Source organism: Pseudoalteromonas sp. SCSIO 43101, from assembly GCF_023650775.1.
GTDB classification, from domain to species: Bacteria; Pseudomonadota; Gammaproteobacteria; order Enterobacterales; family Alteromonadaceae; genus Pseudoalteromonas; species Pseudoalteromonas apostichopi.
On the sequence record NZ_CP072673.1, the window covers coordinates 700983 to 722480 of the forward strand.

Below are 21498 nucleotides of genomic sequence, written 5' to 3' on the forward strand. Positions count from 1 at the left end.
CGGTGTGATTGATATGGAAATGTATATCTGGAATACAGTCATTGTACTGTCAAAAATTGTATTTTACGTCGGCTTTGCCTGTATTGCTGGTTATACATTTTTCAGGCAAATATTTGAGAATAATGAATCTCATACTAATGCTGTAATAGCGAATTTAACGTGGACAAGAACTTATATAGTTATGGCTTTGATCGCTAATATTACTTGGTTCTTTGCCAGTACTGGTGCAATGGCAGAAGAGGGAATTCAGGGGGCGATAGACGCTGATATATTGGCTATTATGTGGGACTCCTCTGTCGGCACTGGAGCTTTGCTTCGAGCGCTTGGGCTAGTTACCGCAATAATCGCTTTAGCTTTAAGGTTCAAACTCGCTGTGAACTCGTACTTAAAACAAAGCGCTTTAATGTTGAGTTTATTAATCCTTGCATACTCATTCACGTTACTGGGTCATATTTCTGAGTTAGGCACAATTGAAAAAGGCTTGCTTATTTTGCATGTGCTCGTTATGGCATGGTGGTTTGGGGCGTTATTGCCACTAAAACAGGCTTGCCATCAGCTAAGTTATGCAGAACTTCATTTGCTGATGGAAAGCTTTGGCAAACAAGCAAGTTTTACATTGAGCCTATTGTTGGTAGCAGGCCTCTGGCTCGTGATTCAATTGGTCGGAAGTCTTGATGCACTAATAAGCTCAAGTTACGGACAAACACTGTTGTTTAAATTGGCCCTTGTAGTGTCTATTTTGGCACTTGCTGCTAAACATAAACTAATACTCGTTCCACAACTTAAAAATAGTCAAGGCAGAGAGGCTTTATCTAAATCTATCTCGATAGAAATGGTAGTAGCTTTTGCCATTTTATCTGTAACGGCTGGGCTTACTAGTGTTGTTGGCCCTGCAAATTAAAACCTAAAAGAGAAAATGAAAATGAAAACAATAAATATCCTACTCGTTTTATTAATGACGTTTAGTTTCGCAGCAAACGCTCATGGTGATAAGAATAAAGACAAAGGATTGTTTAAAGGTGTAGATACACCAGCCGCAAAAGTTGTTTTGGCATTTCATCAAGCACTTGAAACTGGCAATCAAAAACAGGCTAGAGCGCAGTTAGCGGATGATGTCACCATTTTCGAGGGAGGCCGCGTTGAAAGGAGCGCTGATGAATATGCTCATCATCATATGTTGTCGGATATGAAGTATTTAGCAGCGATGAAGAGCGACACACTTGAACATCAAGTGACGATACTTGGAAATACAGCTATCTCTGCCTCGCGTAGTCAAACTAAAGGTACTTACAATGGTGAAGAACGTGATTATCAAGGGATGGAAACAATGGTTCTCGAAAAGCAAAACGGTGAATGGAAAATTAAGCACATTCATTGGTCACACTAATTTATTGGTCAAACCTCGGAGAGTAAAATGAGAATTAAAGATCCATTACATCAAATTTCTACACCGCGTAGACGCTTTGTACAAGGTTTAGCTGCTGGCGGTATATTAGCTGCTTTTCCAAGCATTCTTCATGCTGCTTCATCTTTAGTGGCTGGAACAATAACAGGTACTGTGCCCGAACTAAGTGGAGAAATAATAGATCTGGTGATAGATGAGTCACCCGTAAACTTCACAGGTGTTGTAAGAATGGCTACAACAATCAATGGCTCAATACCAGCTCCTACCTTGCGCCTCAGAGAAGGTGATGACGTTACTATCAGGGTAACTAATAAATTATCAGTGCCGAGTTCAATTCATTGGCATGGGATCATTCTTCCGTATCAAATGGATGGCGTACCGGGTATTAGCTTTAAAGGTATAATGCCGGGTGAAACCTTTGTTTATAAATTTAAGCTGCAACAAAGCGGCACATATTGGTATCACTCACACAGTGGCTTTCAAGAAATGACAGGTATGTACGGCGCATTAATTATTGAGCCAAGAGAAAAGGATATTATTAGTGCTGACAATGAGCATGTTATCCAATTGTCTGATTGGACTGATGATGACCCAATGGATTTGTTCCGCAAGTTAAAAGTACAGAGCGATGTATTTAACTTTAATCAACCTACTGTTCCAGAGTTTTTTGATGACATTTCAAATAGCAGCGTTTCAAATGCGCTACAACGCCGGGAAATGTGGAATAAAATGAGAATGAACCCTACAGATCTTGCAGACTTATCAGCATCTGCAATGACTTTTTTAATGAATGGTTGTGCGCCTTTGACAAACTGGCGTGGAATGTTTAAAGCTGGCGAAAAGGTTAGGCTTAGATTTATTAACGGTTCTAGCAATACGTTTTTTGATGTAAGAATACCTGAGCTGAAGTTAACAGTTGTACAAGCTGATGGACAAAATGTTGAACCTGTGACAGTAGATGAATTTAGATTTGGTCCCGGTGAAACTTATGATGTACTTGTCGAGCCAAAAAATGATGCATATACGATTTTTGCACAAAGCATGGATCGCTCAGGTTATGCTAAAGGTACTTTATCAATGGCACCTAATATTGATGCACCAGTACCTGCTCTAGATCCCGTTGAATGGTTAACGATGACAGATATGATGGGGAATATGGCCCAAGGTGGTGAGCATTCCGCGATGGCAGGTATGGCAGACATGTCGGGCATGAATTCTAATAAAATGGATCATAGTGCAATGGGTCATGGAGCGATGGCAATGGATCATAGTAAACATGGAATGACTAAAAACCCATTAGCTGTTGCTAGCACTAAAGTGCGTCATGCAAAAACAGAGTATGGAGCTTCTGTTGATATGCGTGTTGATATGCCTAGAACAAACCTTGATGATCCCGGTATAGGTTTACGTAAAAATGGACGCCGTGTTTTAACACTTGCAGATTTACATTCTCTTGAGGGAATTACAAACCAGCAAGAGCCAGAGGCTGAAATTGAATTACATTTAACTGGAAACATGGAGCGTTATAGCTGGTCATTTGATGGCTTGGAATTTGGAAAAAGCACGCCAGTTCACATGAAGCATAATCAACGTTTAAGAGTTATTTTACAAAACGATACAATGATGACACATCCCATGCACCTGCATGGTATGTGGAGCGATTTGGAGAATGAAAAAGGTGATGTACAGGTTCGTCGCCATACTATCCCTGTACAACCAGCGCAAAGAATTAGTTTTTTAACAACACCTCATGACGTAGGTCGCTGGGCATGGCATTGCCATTTATTATTCCACATGGATGCAGGTATGTTTAGAGAGGTAGTTGTATCATGAAAAAATTAATACTAACCAATACGTTAAGACTATTATTAATAGGTTTGCCCCTTATAAGTGTATCTGTATCTGCAAAAGATGAGATGACTGAGATGGGTGATTCTAAAATGCAAGCACAAGGTGGAGATGCACCTAAAGATGCTAGAGACCCCCATGCTTATGCAGCAGGTACAACTTTGACTGAAGGTCCTTATGCACTCAGTAGCGACAAACGACTGACTTTGGCAGATGAGCATTCATTTTACGCGCTACTAGGGGATCGTCTTGAATATAATGAGCAAACAAACGCAGGTGTTTTTGACTTTCAGGCATGGTATGGCACTACTTTTGATAGATTAGTCATCAAAACTGAAGGAGATTTTAGCGAAGGTAATTTAGAGGAGAACCAAACAGATTTTCTATGGGGCCACGCAATATCTGCTTATTGGGATACACAAGTCGGTATTCGACTTGATTACAATAACGAAGGTGAAAACCGCAAATGGCTAGCTTTTGGTTTACAAGGTCTAGCCCCCTACTGGTTTGAAATTGATATGACTGCGTATTTAGGAGAGCAAGGTAATAGTGCATTTTCGATCGAAGCTGAGTATGAGCTATTACTTACTCAAAAGTTAATTGTTCAACCACGAGCAGAGTTGACGCTTTACGGTAAGGATGACGTCCAAAATAACCTTGGTAGTGGCTTGTCTAGCAGTGCTATTGGTTTTCGGGTTCGTTATGAGTTTACCCGCCAGTTTGCTCCCTATGTTGGCGTTGAGTGGACAAATAAATTTGGTAATACAGCCGACTTTGCGAAGTTAAATGGGCAAAGTACTCGTGATACTGCTTTTGTTGCAGGTATCAAGTTCTGGCTCTGATATGAAGAAATACTATATTGACTTGATGAGAGCTACCGCAACTATATTGATGGTAGCTTTCGTTTTTTGGGATTTAAACCATTTTAGTTATGTTAGGAAAGGCCTAGCTAATAGTTTTTTTGGAAAGAACTAAGAGCAGTAATAGTAAGCTACTTCTTGTTTTCAATCGGTGCCAGTCTGGTGTATACCTATCAAGGTGGAATATCAGCTAAGAAGTAAAGTTGGCGAATGGTTAAGGTTAAAGAGTCAAGGCAAAAAACATCGCCATTGAAAGACGTACAATAGGCCATTTTATCACTTTTGATGAACGGGAATTGGATGTGCCCGGGATAGAACCGATTGTTGCAAAGTACTGCGCTTAAAGCTGAACAATTGGAAAAATGATCCATTACTCAATACCTAGTTATGAGCGTAGGGTTTTTATTTCTTTTAATGGTGCTCATGCTTGGCTTCAATCTCATGAGTATAAATTAGACACCCCTTTTATACTTGTGAAGTTAAAGCTGTTTAAAAAAGTAAAAAGTAAAAAGTAAAAAGTAAAAAGTAAAAAGTAAAAAGTAAAAAGTAAAAAGTAAAAAGTAAAAAGTTTAGGTTTTAGTTCAAAGGTTGATCAAGATCATAAAATTATTTTTATAAAGTGGCTAATATTGTAGGTGATAAATAAGGAATTAAAATGTTTGGACTTTTCAAGTGGTTTAAAATAGTGGTAATTACTCTGTTGCTTACGCAGCATGGCTTTGCTATTGCTAAACCAATGAATTGTGAAGAACATCAAAATGGATCTTCCGACACGCATATTATACAACCAAGCAAAAATATGCATCATCAATCAATGAATGACAATAGTCACTATCACACTGAAAATTCGCAAGATTCTAAAAACCGTCATGGTGATGAAGACTGTGAAAAATGTAAAGCTGGTGATTGTGTTTGTTGTGAAGGCGGTTTTTGTACAAGCTTTCATTTAAATGCCTATCTTGTGGAAGCGCAAGACGAAGGTATTTGCAATATTCATTCTGAGCTAATTCTACAGCGTATACCCCTACCAAAATCTGGTATCCATCTCTTACTTTATCGTCCACCAATTATTGGCTAATCACGGGATCAGTGCGCCTTTTTTTCGCCAGTCCCATCAAAAATAAAACGATTTACTGATTGGTTTAAATTACCAACCGTTTTGAACAATTAGCACAATATTTTTTGGAGGCATGATGAACATGCTCAAACTATTGCTATTTACAGTACTTAATGCTGTCGATTTTGACCGAGATTTCTCTTTTACCAAAAAATTAGTTTTTAGCTTATTCACTAGAATTAGTACTTGACCTGTGTCTTAGACACAGGTCTAAGCTGAAGATGAGAGTACAAACTTAGCTAAAAAACTGAGGAGTGAATATGAAAGTTGCGGAGCTGGCAAAAAGCCTTGGAACGACTGCTGATACGGTGCGCTATTACACCAGATTAGGATTGTTAAAACCTGCTAAGTCAGTGAACGGCTACAAGTCATACTCGAATAAAGAAGTATCGAGACTTAAATTCATTTTAAGTGCCAGAAACCTTGGTTTTTCCGTTGCAGATATCAAGGAAATTATTAATGAATCTGAAGATGGTAAAAGTGCGTGCCCATTAGTCAGAAGCCTGATCAAAGAGCGGCTTGAAGAAACAGAAAAGCAGTTTCAAGCAATGTTGGCACTTCGAGGAAAAATGTCTTCTGCGCTTTCTCGATGGGAAGAAATGGAAGACAAAGCACCGACTGCAAACATGGTTTGTCATCTCATCGAAAACTTTGAGCAAATTAAAAAAGCATAGGAGGAAAAAGGGTGGCTACTAACACAAATATAAAAACTGAATCAGGCTGTTGCTGTCAGGCAAAAGCTCAATCCTCTTCGTGTAAAAGTAAGGAGAATACGTTGGAGAAAGTATCACATAACCAACAGCTTATCATTGAAGGTGCTGGGTGTGCTAGCTGTGTAGGCAAAATTGAAGGGGCGTTGAAGGCAACTCTTGGAGTCGTCAGTGCGGAAATGAATTTTGCTGATAGGACAGTAACAGTTTATGGGACAGCTAAAACAAAAGAGTTGATCAAAGCTGTTGAGTCAGTGGGGTATAACGCGAAGCCAATTGATGATAGCTCAGCAACAGATGCGCTTGATGAGAAAGAGGCTGCGGATTTTGCATATTACAAAAAGCTAATGCGCGATACGTTTATTGCCCTTTCACTCGGCGTTCCTTTGATGATCTACAGCATTGTAGTTGGAGAAATGACGGTTGAAACAAACCTTGAACGAATTTCTTGGTTGGTTGTAGGCATTTTAACTTTTGGTGTTATGTATTTTTCAGGCAAGCATTTCTATGTAGGAGCATGGAAGAGCTTCAAAAATCATTCAGCCAATATGGACACCCTAATTGCTTTAGGAACAGGCACGGCTTGGTTGTATTCGATGGTTGTCGTGTTTGCACCTGACGCTGTTCCATTGATGGCACGGCATGTTTATTTTGAAGCTACCGCCATGATCATTGGCTTAATTGATTTAGGTTTAGCATTAGAAATCAAAGCCAGAGGTAAAACCTCTGAGGCCATTAAACGTCTTATCGGCTTGCAAGCCAAAACAGCAACCGTGGTTCGTGACAACAAAGAAGTTCAGATAGGTATTGAGCAGGTTTTATTTAACGATATTGTGAAGGTAAAACCGGGTGAAAAAATTCCCGTCGATGGCGTGGTATTGGAAGGACACACCTCTATTGATGAGTCCATGCTGACAGGCGAACCTATGCCTGCTGAAAAAGCTGAAGAAGATGAGGTTGTCGCAGGTACTTTGAACAAATCAGGCATGATTTTATTTAGAGCCACACGCGTTGGTAAAGACACGGCGCTTGCACAGATCATCAATATGGTGAAACGAGCACAAAATTCGAAACCGCCGATTGGCCGTTTGGCCGATGTTATTTCAGCTTTTTTCGTACCTGTCGTGATGATCACCTCTGTGTTAAGTGCGCTAGCATGGCTTAACTTTGGACCTGAGCCAGCCATTGCTTTTGCCATCGTTTCAGCAACTACTGTGCTTATTATTGCCTGCCCGTGTGCTTTAGGCTTGGCAACACCCATGTCTGTCATGGTGGGAGTAGGAAAAGCAGCAGAAGCCGGAGTGCTTATTCGCAACGGTGAGGCACTGCAAACCGCCTCTAAAATCACTGCCATGATTTTAGATAAAACGGGCACTATTACTGAAGGGGCACCTAAGGTAACCGATATTATTTTAGCAAAAGCTACTGACGAAAAAGACGTACTACAGCTTGCAGCAAGTTTAGAAAGCGGCTCAGAGCATCCTTTAGCGCAAGCGATTGTTGAAAGTGCGTTAGATCAGGATATTGAGTTACTAAAAATTGAAGCCTTTAACGCCATTACGGGTTTTGGTGTAGAAGCAAGCTGCAACAACAAAGCCCTGCTTTTCGGAAACGATAAACTAATGAAGTTAAAAGGCATAGACCTCACAGGCTTTGTTGAACAAGCACAGTCTTTAGCCAAAGAAGCCAAAACACCTATGTACTTTGCTGTAGATGGTGAACTTGCAGCAATCATTGCTGTTGCAGATCCTATCAAGTCAGACTCAATCTCTGCTATCAAACGGCTTCAGGCTAATGGTATACGCGTCATCATGTTAACGGGTGATAACAAGGAAACCGCTGCCGCCGTAGCTAAAAAAGTGGGTATTAGTGAGTTTCTTGCTGAAGTGCTGCCAGAAGATAAAGCCAACAAGGTGAAAGAGCTACAAGAAGGCGGCGAAATTGTTGGTATGACAGGAGATGGCATCAACGATGCTCCTGCGCTAGCGTTAGCCGATGTTGGCTTCGCCATAGGCACAGGGACTGATGTAGCTATCGAAAGTGCTGACATTACCCTAATGCGTGGTTCACTTCATGGCCTTGCTGATGCCATAGCGGTAAGCAAAGCTACTTTACGAAATATCAAACAAAACTTGTTTGGCGCGTTTGTCTATAACGTAGCCGGGATTCCTTTTGCTGCGGGGGTTCTATATCCCTTCTTTGGCATTCTGCTTAGCCCTGTAATTGCAGGTGCTGCAATGGCGTTTTCGTCATTGACTGTAGTGTCAAATGCAAATCGACTTCGCTTTTTAAAGCAAAAGAGCATTAAGGAGAATCACAATGATGGTTATTAACTTATTAGGCTTAATGTTAATCGCGCTGATTGTTTGGTGGTTTTGGCTATATAAACCCAATAAAACAATCGTTCAAGGTAATGAAGTACTCATTGAAGTGAGGGATGGTGTGTATTCCCCATCCTCAATTCAGGTGTCTGCTAGCCAACCTGTCACTCTGAAGTTTATGCGCAAAGATCAATCCCCCTGCGCTGAAACAATGCTTATTCCTTCATTGGATATAAGCGAACAGCTTAAATTAAATGAAATTACTCAAATTACCCTATTGAACTTATCACCGGGAGAGCATGAGTTTCACTGTCAGATGCAAATGTATCGCGGTGTCTTAAAAGTCGTTTAGGAGGGCAATATGAAAAATCAACACCCTAATTTTTGGTCAACACCTACAGGCTGGGCTGCACTGGCACTTATTGCCGCAGTGACCTACTTCTTAGTGCTTGAGCATGGTCAACATATGCTGCAATTTCTTCCCTACTTGATTTTATTGCTATGCCCCTTGATGCACGTATTTATGCATGGCAGTCATGGTAAACATGGTCACGATCATTCACATGCGCCTGATGAAAAAAAGGAAGAGAGCTTTCAAGAACTCACGGATAAAAATGCAGCCTATCGCGATGGCTACATACAAGGGTTAGAAAAGGCACGTAAGGAATCACATAAAAAGGAGAGCAGTGATGAATGAAACATATGATTATGACTTATGGTCAATGGTGATACTGAACTCAGCAATTTTTATCTTTTTTGCCTTTAGTTTTGTCAAACCAAAAACATCAACTGATTGGAGAAGTCTAAGCGCGTTCTCTGCCTTTATTGTTGCCCTATTTACTGAAATGTATGGCTTTCCTTTAACTATCTATTTTCTGTCGGGGTGGCTGACGGAGACCTATCCAGAAGTAAATTTCTTTGCGCATGAAAATGGGCATTTATTACATACTTTCTTTGGATTTCAAGGTGATGCCCATTGGGACCCATTTCATATAGTGAGTATGGTGTTAATTGTTGCAGGTTTCTTTATGTTGTCTTCAGCATGGAATGTATTGCATCACGCGCAAAAACATCATCAATTGGCTACAACTGGATGGTATGCAAGGTGTCGCCACCCACAGTATGTAGCTTTCATTCTAATCATGTTCGGCTTTTTATTGCAGTGGCCGACAATCCCAACACTTGCGATGTTTCCGATCTTAGTCGTTGTTTACGTCAAGCTAGCGAAACGCGAAGAAGCACAAGCGATTGCTGAGTTTGGTTCGGAGTACCACAGGTATATGGAATCGACACCAAGTTGGATCCCAAATTTTAATAAAAGTGTAGAAGGTAAAAATCATGAAAACGTTAACTAAATCAATTTTATTTATTAGTTCACTACTTATAACCACTAGCTCATTTGCCCAAAACAATGAGCATAAGCATGAAGGTGCGAACAAAGCTGATATGCATCAAGGCATGGCAATACCACATGAGAACATGGGAGAAATGCACAAAAAGATGATGGAAATGAAAAAGGAAGTCCATGCCATTAAAACTGAAAAAGATCCTGAAAAGCAACAGCAGATGATGGTTGAACATCACCGTTCAATGATGAAGATGATGCAATCCATGCACAAAAACATGGAAGAAATGCCAATGCATCAACAAATCAAGATGGCTGAACATCATTTAGAAATGATGGGGAACATGATGCCGCAGATGAACCGTAAAATGGAAGAAATGAAAGATAGCAATCAACAGCATTCACACAAACATTAGGAGAAAAATTATGAGCGATTTAAATCATAGAGTTGGCGTTAAAGAGCAAAATTTAGTTGTTCGAAACCTAAAGCTTAGCAATGTCACAGAAGAAAGCTGTGACGAGTTAGTAAAAGAAATAGATCAGCTTTTTGGTATAGATGAAGTTAGTTACAACATCAAAGAAGGTGAAATACACCTTGCCTATGATGCCGCAAACGTAAGCCTTGATGGGATTGAGGAGGTAATCCGTAAGTATGGCGCAGATGTTCATGATGATTGGTGGACACATACTAAAGAAAGTTACTATAAATTTGTTGATCAGAACATCAAAGATAACTCTGTTCATAAGCCTTGGAGTTGTCATCAAGCACCTTCGGGGGCTGGCCGGAAAAACAAATGAATTCATAAAAAAGTGTATAGATAATTAGTTAGTCAAATGAGGTAACAGTGATGAAAACACCCTATATAAAAGCTCTTTTATTGCTTACATTCGGTTTATATTTAGTGGGTTGTTCCAATACCACTTTTTATCATAAATACATGATGAGAGGTCAGGTAGTAGAAAGTTCTGATAATCGAACTCTAATCTGTATTGGTGCTAAGCATGGCGCAGAGGTTGGGCAAAAATACAGTGTTATTAGATTCCATGAAAGAATAGTATTGAGTGAAGGTGAAGATCCCTACACTATCGAAAAGGTAGGAACGGTACAAATTACTAAAATTGTGAATGATCATTTCGCAACTGTAAAGCTAGTGTCTGGTGACATTGCAGCGAAAGATATGGTGGAACTTGAAAACTAATAAAGTGGTGGCGAAAGCCACCACAAGAGCATAACAATAAAACTTAATGAAAAAACTTTAGTGTTATTTTGTACAACCTTTGAGATTGTTTGCTCAGTTCTGGTTATCTTGATGCCAGTACGACAGAAAAAATGTTACATATGAATTAGAAAGGTGTGGGCTGGCATCCTAGGTCTAATCTTAACAGTTAAGGGGCCGCCGAATAGAGCTATACCTTTACATCAGCAGCATAATCAATGCTCCCGCGATCATAAATAAGTTTTCAGATAGCGATACAAATCCAAGTGGCACACTGCTATCGCCGCCTACACAGGCACACTTTAACTGGCGTTTGTCGATGTAAACGGCTTTGAAAACTGAAATTGCTCCAACTGTGCCGATAAACAATGAAAATGGTGCCACTGCGAGAGGCTGTAGTTGGGCAACCATACCAATACCTGCATATGCTTCAATGAAGGGATAAATATAACCATATCTTATCCATCTCATCGCTAGTAAATCATAAGTAATAAACGAATTTGTGAAACTGTATAGGTCTTTCAGTTTTTGCACCGCTAAGAGCGTCATTGAAAAAGCTATAAATAGCATCAGTGTTCTGATGGAGATAAATGAGCCGGAAGCAAAATGTTGAGATGCGACAGCAAGAAGTGCAGCTATCGAGAAAATGGCTACAACGGGCGTGTAGGTTGTGCCAGTTTGACCTGCTTCATCTTTACCAAAATACTCTCTTAAGTCATCGTATCCTCCGACACGCTTTCCTTCAATAAAGGTTTGTGGCGTAGTTTTGACATCATGCTTAGCTTTGAAGTCATCAGCTTGTTGTCTTGACGTGAGCTTATGATCTTCTACATCATACCCTTGCCTCTCCAGCAAATCTTTCGACCTTAAACCATAGGGGCAGATATGTTCGTCAGTGACCATTCTGTACAGGGTAGCTGTCTTAGTCATCTTAGTCTCCTTTGTTCAGTGTGCCTTCAAACTTTGGGAGCGGTCGTTGCTCAGCCTGAGCTTGTGAGCTGACCTTTCCATTTTCAGAAATATCTTTAATCAGCCATTCCATTTCTTTTATTTCTTTTCGTTGGGCTTTAATAATACCATTTGCCAATTCACGCACGCGTACATCCTCCAAAGTTGAATGCTCACTAGTAAGAATAGCAATGGAGTGATGAGGAATCATCGCTTTCATGTAAGCAGTGTCAGAAATTGTGCTTTGAGAGCGAACAAGATAAAGACATATGGCAAACAGTATTGTCGCCAATAGAAAAATAGCCATGTTGAGCTTCTTGTTACTGTACATGCCAAGCATAAAGGCCAGCATGATCATTGCCATACCTGCTCCCATATACAACGCCATATAGATACGCGTTTCACTAAACCATATATGTGATACTGCGTAAGTGTTGAGATACATCATGACAAACATAGCAATGGTTGAGGTGATGATCATTGCAGCAAATCTTGAGTATTTCATAAGTAATCCTTACATTGATAGTGTAAATATTTCCCACTGTTAGCCTATTATTCTCTACATGTGGTCATGTTCTCGAAAAAGTGCAAGTAATGAGCCAGTATCAATAAGAGTATTTGTAATACGATTGACTCAATTTCAGCTTATATCTAAAGTTTAAGTTTTGAACTTATGATAGACACAGGCTAAATTGGCTTTAGTTAACAATCTAATGGGAGAACTCAAAGCACTACAAGCTGAGCTTCAACAAATGGCAAGCTCGTGTACAAGTGAAGCGTGTGAAATAATTAAGTCACTTTATAGTTAGAATTGTCATTCATTTTCTATCCGTAGTGTACGAATTTCTATTTTTTATTACGTTCATGTACGAAATTTATTTAATATACTTTCGTTCATTTAATTGTTAAGGTGTGCGAAAGTTACAGGTTTCGTATATATGAAAGTTGGTTTTGCAAGAGTTTCAACTAAAGAACAAGATTTAAATGTTCAACTGTCCAAGTTGGACGCTCAGGGCTGTGAAAAAATATTCCAAGGCAAACAGTCTGGTGCTTCGATTCGAAATGAAGAAAAGCTTTAGGAACTCATCGACTTTATCAGCGGAGTTTTTCAAGTTAGTTGTCGCCTCAAGTTAAATTTTATGCCGCCCGCATTTCTTCTTTTTTCTCAGGGTTTAAATTTACTTCATTTATCATTGACCAGTCTCGTGACTTTCCTGACCAACGACTTGGGTTATTCAATTTAGCTGCGTCGTTTACCTGCTGACGCTTAGCTAATATTTCTTTATCTAAACCTGAATGACGTTGGTTTGGCGTCACAAATTTTATACCACTGTGTAGGTGCTCATTATTGTACCAATCAACGAACCCACTTACCCATTCTCTTGCTGCGCTTATATCTTCAAATGCCTTTTCTGGGTATTCTGGGCGATACTTTAACGTTTTAAATAACGACTCAGAGTATGGATTGTCATTACTTACTGACGGTCGACTAAATGATGGCACAATCCCTAACTCCTGTAATGTTGCCAGTAATGTCGCGCCTTTCATTGGGCTACCATTATCTGAGTGCAACGTGACTTGCTCGCGCTTTATTTGCTCCCGACTGCAAATATCCTTCATTAAATCTGCGGCTAATTCACTTAACTGTGTGTCGTAAACCTGCCAGCCAACAACCTTTCGACTAAAAATGTCCATCACTAAATATAAGTATAAAAATTGCCCTTTTACGCTCGTTGGTAAATAGGTGATATCCCAAGTGTATACTTCATTTGCACGCACTGCTTTCAATGCTCTTGGCTTTTTCATCGGCTTAGCTGGCTTTACTTTTTCTCTATGCGTTAATAAGTTATGTGCCTTCATGACACGATAAAACGAACTTTCAGACGCTATCCATATGCCCTTATCAAGCAGCTTAGGGACTATTTTACTGGCCGGTAAATGCCCATATTCGGCTGAATTAACCGTATTAATAATGCGCTGCCGCTCTAACTCTGTGAGACGGTTTGGCGGCTGTTTTTTCGTACTCGTCCGTTTGTCAGTCATATCGTCTGCTTCAATCCATCGCTGAACGGTTCTTAGTGTCAGTCCAAGTAACTCACATGCCTTTTCTTTCCTTGCCCCTGAAGCCTGTGCGTTTGTGATAAGCGTTATTAATTCATGTCGCTCAGTCGCTGTTGTTAATCGTCCTCGTTGAAACCCCAAAGTGCATCCGCTTTTTTTTTGAGCACAAGCAGAGCGGCAGTTTCAGCTAAGGCCTTATCTTTGCGATTCAGTTCTTTTTGCAGTTGCTTTATTTCTTGCTTAAGCTGTTTACTGTCTGACTTTACTGTTTTATTTGAAGGTGGTGTTACTAAGTCTTTCTTCCATTGCTGAATATGATGCGGATAAAGCCCTATATTACGGCAGTATTCATTTATGGCGGCTTCATCTAAACTTCCACACTCAATGACCGCGTTGAGCCTTTCTTCTAAACTCCAGTCTTGTGGTCGTTTTTCTGCTGTCATTTGGCTACCCGTCTGGTGTATTTCAAGTTGATGCTTTTTTGCCAGTGCTATCCAACGTTGTAACGTTGAATAACCGACACCTAAATCATCTGCAATATCTTCTAAGCGAACATCATCACATTGAGATAATGCTTTTTCAACAGCTTGAACTTTAAATTCTTGTGTAAATTGACGTCTCATTTTATTTGCCTCTGCTAAATGTTAGAGGCGACAACTATCCTGACACAGGGGGTCAGGGAAGGTGATGAAGTTATTGTTACTCGCCTCGACCGTTTGGGACGGTCGTTAAAATCTATTCTTGAGGCAATTGAAAGCATCCATAAGAAAGGTGCTTGTTTGAATATTATCGACGGCTCTCTCAATACCAAAAATGATAATCCGTTTGCCACTGCCATGATCAACCTATGTGGAGTATTTGTGACTGTGCATAATGATTGAGATTGATCTCATTTTAGACTGAAAGGTTTTAAAGGGATGCCGCCAATCTCTCTTTTTATGAAAGTATGATTTTTTAATCATAATATCTGAGACTCAATCAGTTATATTACGATAATTTGATGCTATTTGCTAACGGCAGCTCCTCCGACATTGCGGACATTAGCATCAATGAATACCTTATGACTTCACTTAGCCAAAAGCGGAAGTTAGCTTTTGAGTTATTAACGAAAATTCAGAGTGTAAAGCAGACGTTGAAGAGTCAATAATAAACTTCAATTTAAACACTCTAGTGCATTAACGGCTGCAACTAATTTTGTCGTTCTAGAATTGGCGGAATTTTGCTGTTCCATATGAGAAGTAAACACACCAGTCACCATTCAATAGTTTGGCAAAACCTTGTGTGACTCATACTTGTGATACCGCTGACATGAATTTGTCAGCATTTCTTCCGTTTTTATCTGTCCACATTTAGGACATGCAATAGTCGATTAATGTTCTATATTCTGCCCGTATGCCTCTAACAGAGTTAACTATCTAGTGACTTAATGATCCCGCATGCTTCAATAGTATTGTTCGAACCACAAGCACTAGCCATCTGTTGTAATTCAGCTTTAAGCGCCCTTAATTCTTTCATGCGTTTATTCACTAGTGCAAGTTGCTGATCAATTAATGCATTAACGCTAGAGCAGCTTTCTTCTGGCTTATTTTTTAATTCGATAAGACGTTTAATATCATTGAGTGATATATCTAGGCTGCGACAATGTTTTACGAACTCCAATTGTTTAAGTGCTTTACTATCATACAGCCTGAAATTACCTTCTGAACGGTTTGGATTTAACAGTAATCCTTCTCTTTCATAATATCTAATTGTTTGTATAGAACAGCCCGATTTTTTAGACAATTCGCCTATTTTCATCAATTTCCCCCAGACATTTGATTCTATAGTTACTATAGAGTCTGTAGTATAAGTATGCAACGAAAAGGATATATAAAAAATGACCGAGAAATATTTAAACAATACGAATATCGTTAATTTTGAACACAAAGATATCCAATCCCTGATCGATCAGCGAGGATGGCAAAGCTTAGACGATTTCAACAAAATTGGAGCAGCATACCAATTTGTGAAAGATGAAATAATGTTTGGCTATAACAAGAGTGATGATATAGCAGCAAGCGATGTACTAGCAGATGGTTATGGGCAATGTAATACTAAGGGTAATCTGTTAATGGCGCTATTGCGTGGACTAGGTATCCAGTGTCGTTTCCATGGTTTTACCATTGATCAGCAATTACAAAAAGGGGCTATACCTAGCTATGTATTTTGGTTAGCACCTAAATACATCATTCATAGTTGGGTAGAAGTTTATTTCGATGGACGCTGGATAAACTTAGAGGGCTTTATATTGGATGAGCAATACTTAAGCTCACTACAGCAGAAATTTAGCCAAGCAAAAGATGACTTTTGTGTCTATGGTGTTGCAACAAAGTGTTTCTCTTCACCAAACACAAATTGGTGCGGCCAAGATACCTATATTCAAAAAGAAGGTATTCATGACGACTTTGGGCTTTATGATTCCCCTGATGAGTTTTATCTTGAAAAGGGTACTAATTTGTCGGGAGTAAAACGTTGGATGTATCAAGGTGTGATTCGCCATTTGATTAATATGAATGTATCAAAAATTAGAAATACAAAAGCACTGGAGGTACAAAATGCACAACCATAGTCACAGTCATCAGCATTCTAAAGATGATCGTATTGGTTGGGCATTTTTTCTGAATGTGACATTTACTATTATCGAATTTATAGGTGGTTGGCTCACTAACAGTACGGCGATAATGGCAGATGCAGTTCATGATTTGGGTGATAGCCTGTCTATAGGGTTTGCTTGGTTATTGAGTCGTTTTTCAAATAAAGAAGCATCAGATAGGTTTAGTTATGGTTATCGTAGACTTACTCTCTTTGGCGCATTGATAAACAGTATTGTTTTAATCATTGGCTCAATTTGGATTTTATTTGAAGCAATTCCAAGGCTGTCCAATCCTGAAATGCCTGTAGTCGAGGGGATGTTAGGGCTAGCGATACTCGGCGTTGCCGTTAACGGATATGCTGTATTAAAATTAAAAGCGGGTGAAACATTAAATGAGAAAGTGCTGACATGGCACCTTCTTGAAGATGTACTTGGATGGGTTGCCGTTCTTATAGTCTCTATCGTACTGTTGTTCGCTGAACTGCCGATATTAGATCCCCTTTTATCAATAGGGTTCACGCTGTTCATCTTGTTTAATGTTTTCAAAAACCTGAAATCAACACTCGTTTTATTTCTTCAAGCTGCACCCGATAAAGAGACTCAAAAGCGTATTAAACTATCACTAATGGAATTTCCTGAAGTTAATGGTATCCACCACATGCACTTTTGGTCACTAGATGGTGAAAGTCACGTTTTAACAGCGCACCTTGAGCTGAGTGACAACTTTGACGTTAAAGAATTAATTAGGCTTAAACAAGAAGTTGCAGCTAAATTATCTTCCTATCATTTATCGCATACAACGATAGAGTTTGAGTTTTTAAATGAAAATTGTCGGGATGAAGCGCAGTAAGCTTTATCAATAAAATGTTGGGCATACAATATAAAAAGCAGCTTAATTAGGCATAACCTATTAATTAAGCTGCTTTTTGGGCTTTAAATTTCGTCAGATTACTGTTTGTTACTCTCAGAGCCATGCGCCCATTGATATAAAACAGGTAATACAAACAAAGTTAAAATGGTAGAAGATACAATACCGCCGATAACGACTGTTGCTAGTGGTCGTTGTACTTCTGCACCAATTCCAGTGTTTAGCGCCATTGGAATAAAACCTAAACTAGCAACCAGTGCCGTCATTAAAATAGGTCTTAAACGAATGATGGCACCTTCAATGATCGCTACGTAAAGGTCGCCTTTTTCATGCCAAAGATCTCGAATAAAAGCCAACATAACCAAGCCATTTAATACGGCGACACCTGACAATGCTATGAAGCCGACACCTGCCGAAATTGATAAGGGCATGTCTCTTAAATAAAGTGAAAATACGCCCCCAGTTAATGCTAAAGGCACGCCACTGAAAATGATTAATGCATCTTTTAATGAACCAAATGCGATAACCAAAATACCTAAGATTACAACTAATGTGATCGGTACAACTAAGCTTAATCTTTTACTCGCTGACTCTAGTTGTTCAAACGTTCCACCATAATCAAGCCAGTATCCTGCTGGGATTTCTCCTTCCTGATTAATTTTAGCTTTCACTTCTTTTACAAAGCCGCCTAAATCTCTGCCACGAACATTGACGGTAACCACAACTCTTCTTTTTCCGTTCTCACGGCTAATTTGAGCAGGTAAAGACTCTGATTTAAGCTCTGCAACTTCTTCAAGTGGCACATAGTTACCACCCTCAAGTGGAAGCGGCAGGTGCTTCAAGCCATTGATATCTGTTCTTGTTTGCTCTGGTAGGCGAACAACTAACTCAAATCGTCTGTCACCTTCATAAATGATCCCCGCAGATTCTCCACCAATTGCAGTAGCAACCCAGTCTTGCAGTTCTGAAACGCTCAAACCGTATCGACCAAGCGCTTCTCGTTTAGGAATTACTGATAAAGATGGAACACCTGTGACCTGTTCCATTCGGGCATCAGCAGCACCGTCCACGGTTTTCACAATATTTAGAATATCTTTTGCGGTAAGTAATAATCGATCTAAGTCATCGCCAAATACTTTGATGCCCACATCAGCTCTAACGCCAGAAATCAATTCATTGAAACGCATTTGAATAGGCTGAGTGAATTCATAGTTGTTGCCCGGAATGTTTTTCAGTACTTCTTCCATTTCTTCAACTAATTCACTCTTTGGCTTTGAAGGTTCGGCCCATTCTTTACGTGGTTTTAAAATAACAAAGATATCAGCAATACTCGGTGGCATTGGATCAGTTGCTACTTCTGGTGTGCCGATGCGCGAGAATACTTTATCAACTTCAGGAAACGCTTTAATACGTTGCTCAAGTACTTCTTGCATTTCTACTGATTGCTCTAGGCCGGTAGAAGGTATTCTTAGCGCTTGGACTGTTATATCCCCTTCATTTAGCTGTGGAACAAATTCACTACCCAGCGTTGTTGCTAACCAAAGGCTATACCCCATTAAGAGCGTCGAAAATGAAACGATAACCCAACGAAATTTCAACGCCATTTTTAGCAATGGTTCATAAATAGACTTGGTTGAACGAATAACAACACTTTCTTTTTCGCTGATTTTACCTTTCATAAAAACAGCTACAGCAGCAGGAACCAGTGTAACTGAAAGGATCATTGCGGAAATTAACGCCATAACGACAGTTGCCGCCATAGGGTGGAACATTTTCCCTTCAACGCCAGTTAGCGTGAAAATGGGGATGTAAACAACAGTGATAATTGCCACACCAAACAAGCTTGGACGTATCACTTCTGAAGTGGCTTCAAAAACGGTATTTAGGCGTTCTCTTAAGTCTTGCCTATGACCGTTGTGTTGGGCCTGTGCTAACCTACGGACAGAGTTTTCAACGATGATGACAGCCCCGTCCACTATCAAGCCAAAGTCCAATGCGCCGAGACTCATTAAATTGGCAGATACTCCTGCTTGCACCATACCTGTGATTGTCATTAACATGGAAATAGGGATAACAGCAGCGGTAATGAGAGCTGCACGTAAATTTCCAAGTAGAATAAATAACACAACAATAACTAAAAGCGCACCTTCAACGAGGTTTTTGGTAACGGTTGCAATCGCTTTATCTACTAACGTTGTTCTGTCGTAAACAGGCTCTGCGGTAATGCCCTTTGGCAGAGATTTTTGTATTTCGCTGAGCTTATGTTCCACTTCTAAAGCAACGGTGCGAGAATTCTCACCAATCAGCATCATGGTTGTACCAAGCACTGTCTCAATGCCATTACGAGTAGCAGCCCCTGTTCTAAGTTCTTTGCCTATAGCAACATTGGCAACATCACTTATTTTTACAGGAATACCATCGTTCTTTTTGATGATGACATTGAGGATCTCATCTATTGTCGCTAGTTGCCCAATGGAGCGTACTAAAACTTGCTGTCCGTTTTGCTCGATATAACCCGCGCCACGGTTATCATTATTTTTACGTAATGCATCAGATATTTCTTCAAAGCTCACACGATAAAAAAGTAATTTTTCAGGTTTCGGTGTTATGTGATATTGCTTGTTGTAGCCGCCGATACTGTTGACCTCAATGACGCCTTTAACTTGAGCCAATTGCGGTTTAATGATCCAGTCTTGTATTTCTCTTAAGGCAATAGCGGTATAAGGCTCTCCATTAGGCATTTTAGCATCAGGAGAAGCTTGTACGGTATACATAAATATTTCGCCAAGCCCTGTCGAAATAGGACCCATTTCTGGCTCTAAGCCAGAGGGAATAACGCCTTTTATCGCAGCTAATCTTGCATTGATTAAGTTGCGAGCAAAATAAATATCGGTTCCCTCTTCAAAGATAACGGTTACTTGAGATAATCCATATCTTGACAGGGAGCGGGTGTGAGACAGCTTTGGCAATCCGGCTAAGGCTGTTTCTACAGGAAAGGTCACCCTTTGTTCCGCTTCCAAAGGTGAATAACCGGGGGCAGAAGTGTTTATTTGTACCTGCACGTTTGTTATATCTGGAACAGCATCAATGGGAAGTTTTTGATAACTCCACATACCAACGCCGATGATTACCATCAGCAAGCTTAATACTAAGTAGCGCCTATTTATTGCAAGACGCAAAATTGATTCAATCATATTGCGTCTCCTAATCGTCGTCTTCTACTTCAGATTTCAATATATCTGCTTTTATCAGATAACTGTTTTTGTTTACATATTCAGTGTCTTTACTGAGGCCACCAATAACCTCGATATAGTTCTTATCTGAACGTCCTAATACAAGCGGTGCAAATTCGTACTCTTCATCTTCTTTAACAAATACACCTAATTGTCCCCCCAGTTCTTGGATAGCAACTTTCTCAACGGCTAAATCCACCTTGAATTGATTTATTTTGACGTTGCCTTTTAATAATTGACCTGACGTTAGCTTTAACTCAGTGTTGTTTAAACGTACACGTGCTAAAACATAAGACTGATCTTTAGCTGGAATTATATTGGTGATGGTTGAGTTGAATGCCTGTTCACCATGCTCAATATCAACAGGTTGACCGACTTTAATTTGATTATATTGGCTGGTAAACACCTTAAATTCAGCCCACAAGGTGTCAAAATTGACGATTTCAAACAAGCTAGTGTTTTGCGTGATACCGCCAATATTTCCATTTCGCTGTAAAACAGTCCCAGAAACAGGCGATGTTATTTTATAAGTATTTAAGCTCTCATTAGATTCAATAACGGCTAATAGATCGCCTTTTTTTACCGTATCACCAACAGTGGAGTTTATTGTCTTTATAACGCCGTTATATCTAGCGCCAACTTGAAATAATTGTTCAGCGCCTATCGTCGTAGAGCCGTATACAGGGATAGTTTGGTTCAACGTTTTTGAAGCTAAATAGGCTGTTTCAACACCAACCTTTTTTGCCATGTTATTGTCGATTTTGCTTATGCCTTCTTCGCCTTCATGTTCATCTTCACTAGCGAAAACACTTTGAATGGGTGACAAATACCCAATAAAAATCAATAGTGCGAGTAAATAGTTTTTCATTTTTAATTCCTAAACGATTCAGTTAATAACTGAATCAATAAATTGTTATTAAGCTTAAAGTGATG

At 39.7% G+C, this 21498-nt stretch carries 23 protein-coding genes; 17 read left to right on the forward strand and 6 right to left on the reverse strand.

What is annotated here, in order from left to right:
* Positions 1-13: 13 nt before the first annotated feature.
* The 13 genes from J8Z25_RS03345 (at position 14) to J8Z25_RS03405 (ending at position 10805) form a co-directional block, all read left to right on the forward strand.
* A complete protein-coding gene (locus tag J8Z25_RS03345) occupies positions 14-901 on the forward strand; it encodes a CopD family protein (RefSeq protein ID WP_024596191.1) in 888 nt (295 codons plus the stop codon).
* A gap of 15 nt (positions 902-916) precedes the next feature.
* A complete protein-coding gene (locus tag J8Z25_RS03350) occupies positions 917-1387 on the forward strand; it encodes a YybH family protein (protein WP_024596192.1) in 471 nt (156 codons plus the stop codon).
* A gap of 27 nt (positions 1388-1414) precedes the next feature.
* A complete protein-coding gene (locus J8Z25_RS03355; protein ID WP_013465888.1) occupies positions 1415-3238 on the forward strand; it encodes a copper resistance system multicopper oxidase in 1824 nt (607 codons plus the stop codon).
* Complete coding sequence (locus J8Z25_RS03360) at positions 3235-4095, forward strand: copper resistance protein B (protein ID WP_004589262.1); 861 nt, start codon at positions 3235-3237, stop codon at positions 4093-4095. Before J8Z25_RS03355 ends, J8Z25_RS03360 begins: the two co-directional genes overlap by 4 nt.
* A 673-nt stretch (positions 4096-4768) precedes the next feature.
* Positions 4769-5191 (forward strand): hypothetical protein, encoded by a 423-nt coding sequence (locus tag J8Z25_RS03365; protein ID WP_010558026.1) that lies wholly within the window; start codon positions 4769-4771, stop codon positions 5189-5191.
* A gap of 299 nt (positions 5192-5490) precedes the next feature.
* Positions 5491-5904 (forward strand): MerR family transcriptional regulator, encoded by a 414-nt coding sequence (locus J8Z25_RS03370; protein WP_008467855.1) that lies wholly within the window; start codon positions 5491-5493, stop codon positions 5902-5904.
* Between the two features lie 101 nt (positions 5905-6005).
* Positions 6006-8273, forward strand: a complete 2268-nt coding sequence (locus tag J8Z25_RS03375; protein ID WP_250661678.1) for a heavy metal translocating P-type ATPase — start codon at positions 6006-6008, stop codon at positions 8271-8273.
* Positions 8260-8613 (forward strand): cupredoxin domain-containing protein, encoded by a 354-nt coding sequence (locus J8Z25_RS03380; protein ID WP_004589267.1) that lies wholly within the window; start codon positions 8260-8262, stop codon positions 8611-8613. Before J8Z25_RS03375 ends, J8Z25_RS03380 begins: the two co-directional genes overlap by 14 nt.
* A 9-nt stretch (positions 8614-8622) precedes the next feature.
* Positions 8623-8958: a DUF2933 domain-containing protein gene (locus J8Z25_RS03385; protein WP_008467859.1), complete on the forward strand. Its 336-nt coding sequence runs from the start codon at positions 8623-8625 to the stop codon at positions 8956-8958.
* Positions 8951-9616: a methyltransferase family protein gene (locus J8Z25_RS03390; RefSeq protein WP_010558024.1), complete on the forward strand. Its 666-nt coding sequence runs from the start codon at positions 8951-8953 to the stop codon at positions 9614-9616. The genes J8Z25_RS03385 and J8Z25_RS03390 overlap by 8 nt, the downstream gene beginning before the upstream one ends.
* Entirely contained in the window at positions 9600-10022 is a 423-nt protein-coding gene (locus J8Z25_RS03395; RefSeq protein WP_008467863.1) for a hypothetical protein, read from the forward strand. Before J8Z25_RS03390 ends, J8Z25_RS03395 begins: the two co-directional genes overlap by 17 nt.
* Before the next feature lie 10 nt (positions 10023-10032).
* Positions 10033-10404, forward strand: a complete 372-nt coding sequence (locus J8Z25_RS03400) for a hypothetical protein (RefSeq protein WP_008467865.1) — start codon at positions 10033-10035, stop codon at positions 10402-10404.
* A 50-nt stretch (positions 10405-10454) separates the two neighbouring features.
* Positions 10455-10805 carry a hypothetical protein gene (locus J8Z25_RS03405; RefSeq protein WP_004589646.1) on the forward strand — a complete coding sequence of 117 codons (351 nt, stop codon included), beginning with the start codon at positions 10455-10457 and terminating at the stop codon, positions 10803-10805.
* A 216-nt stretch (positions 10806-11021) separates the two neighbouring features.
* On the opposite strand, the gene J8Z25_RS03410 is transcribed toward J8Z25_RS03405, so the two are convergent.
* Positions 11022-11753: a MauE/DoxX family redox-associated membrane protein gene (locus J8Z25_RS03410; RefSeq protein WP_008109669.1), complete on the reverse strand. Its 732-nt coding sequence runs from the start codon at positions 11751-11753 to the stop codon at positions 11022-11024.
* 1 nt (position 11754) lies between these two features.
* A complete protein-coding gene (locus J8Z25_RS03415; RefSeq protein ID WP_008109672.1) occupies positions 11755-12276 on the reverse strand; it encodes a DUF305 domain-containing protein in 522 nt (173 codons plus the stop codon).
* 433 nt (positions 12277-12709) lie between these two features.
* On the opposite strand from J8Z25_RS03415, the gene J8Z25_RS03420 reads away from it, so the two are divergent.
* Positions 12710-12850 (forward strand): recombinase family protein, encoded by a 141-nt coding sequence (locus J8Z25_RS03420; protein ID WP_008109675.1) that lies wholly within the window; start codon positions 12710-12712, stop codon positions 12848-12850.
* A 58-nt stretch (positions 12851-12908) separates the two neighbouring features.
* Here the strand turns inward: J8Z25_RS03420 and J8Z25_RS03425 are convergent.
* Positions 12909-14455, reverse strand: a protein-coding gene (locus J8Z25_RS03425) for an IS3 family transposase (protein ID WP_250661090.1) whose coding sequence is annotated in 2 segments (ribosomal slippage) — positions 12909-13975 and positions 13975-14455 — 1548 coding nt in all. Because the reading frame shifts where the segments join, the coding sequence is not laid out codon by codon here.
* Between the two features lie 18 nt (positions 14456-14473).
* Between J8Z25_RS03425 and J8Z25_RS03430 the strand changes: the two genes are divergently transcribed.
* Positions 14474-14713 carry a recombinase family protein gene (locus J8Z25_RS03430; protein WP_250661679.1) on the forward strand — a complete coding sequence of 80 codons (240 nt, stop codon included), beginning with the start codon at positions 14474-14476 and terminating at the stop codon, positions 14711-14713.
* A gap of 526 nt (positions 14714-15239) precedes the next feature.
* Here J8Z25_RS03430 and cadR read toward each other — a convergent pair.
* Positions 15240-15629 (reverse strand): Cd(II)/Pb(II)-responsive transcriptional regulator, encoded by a 390-nt coding sequence (cadR, locus tag J8Z25_RS03435; RefSeq protein WP_008109677.1) that lies wholly within the window; start codon positions 15627-15629, stop codon positions 15240-15242.
* Between the two features lie 79 nt (positions 15630-15708).
* Here cadR and J8Z25_RS03440 point away from each other — a divergent pair, with 79 nt between their 5' ends.
* Positions 15709-16440, forward strand: a complete 732-nt coding sequence (locus tag J8Z25_RS03440) for a transglutaminase-like domain-containing protein (RefSeq protein ID WP_008464145.1) — start codon at positions 15709-15711, stop codon at positions 16438-16440.
* On the forward strand, positions 16427-17314 hold the full coding sequence (locus J8Z25_RS03445; protein WP_250661680.1) for a cation diffusion facilitator family transporter: 888 nt from the start codon (positions 16427-16429) through the stop codon (positions 17312-17314). The genes J8Z25_RS03440 and J8Z25_RS03445 overlap by 14 nt, the downstream gene beginning before the upstream one ends.
* A 98-nt stretch (positions 17315-17412) precedes the next feature.
* Here J8Z25_RS03445 and J8Z25_RS03450 read toward each other — a convergent pair whose 3' ends face one another.
* A complete protein-coding gene (locus tag J8Z25_RS03450) occupies positions 17413-20526 on the reverse strand; it encodes an efflux RND transporter permease subunit (RefSeq protein ID WP_058155247.1) in 3114 nt (1037 codons plus the stop codon).
* 10 nt (positions 20527-20536) lie between these two features.
* Complete coding sequence (locus tag J8Z25_RS03455) at positions 20537-21433, reverse strand: efflux RND transporter periplasmic adaptor subunit (protein WP_058155246.1); 897 nt, start codon at positions 21431-21433, stop codon at positions 20537-20539.
* Between the last annotated feature and the right edge of the window lie 65 nt (positions 21434-21498).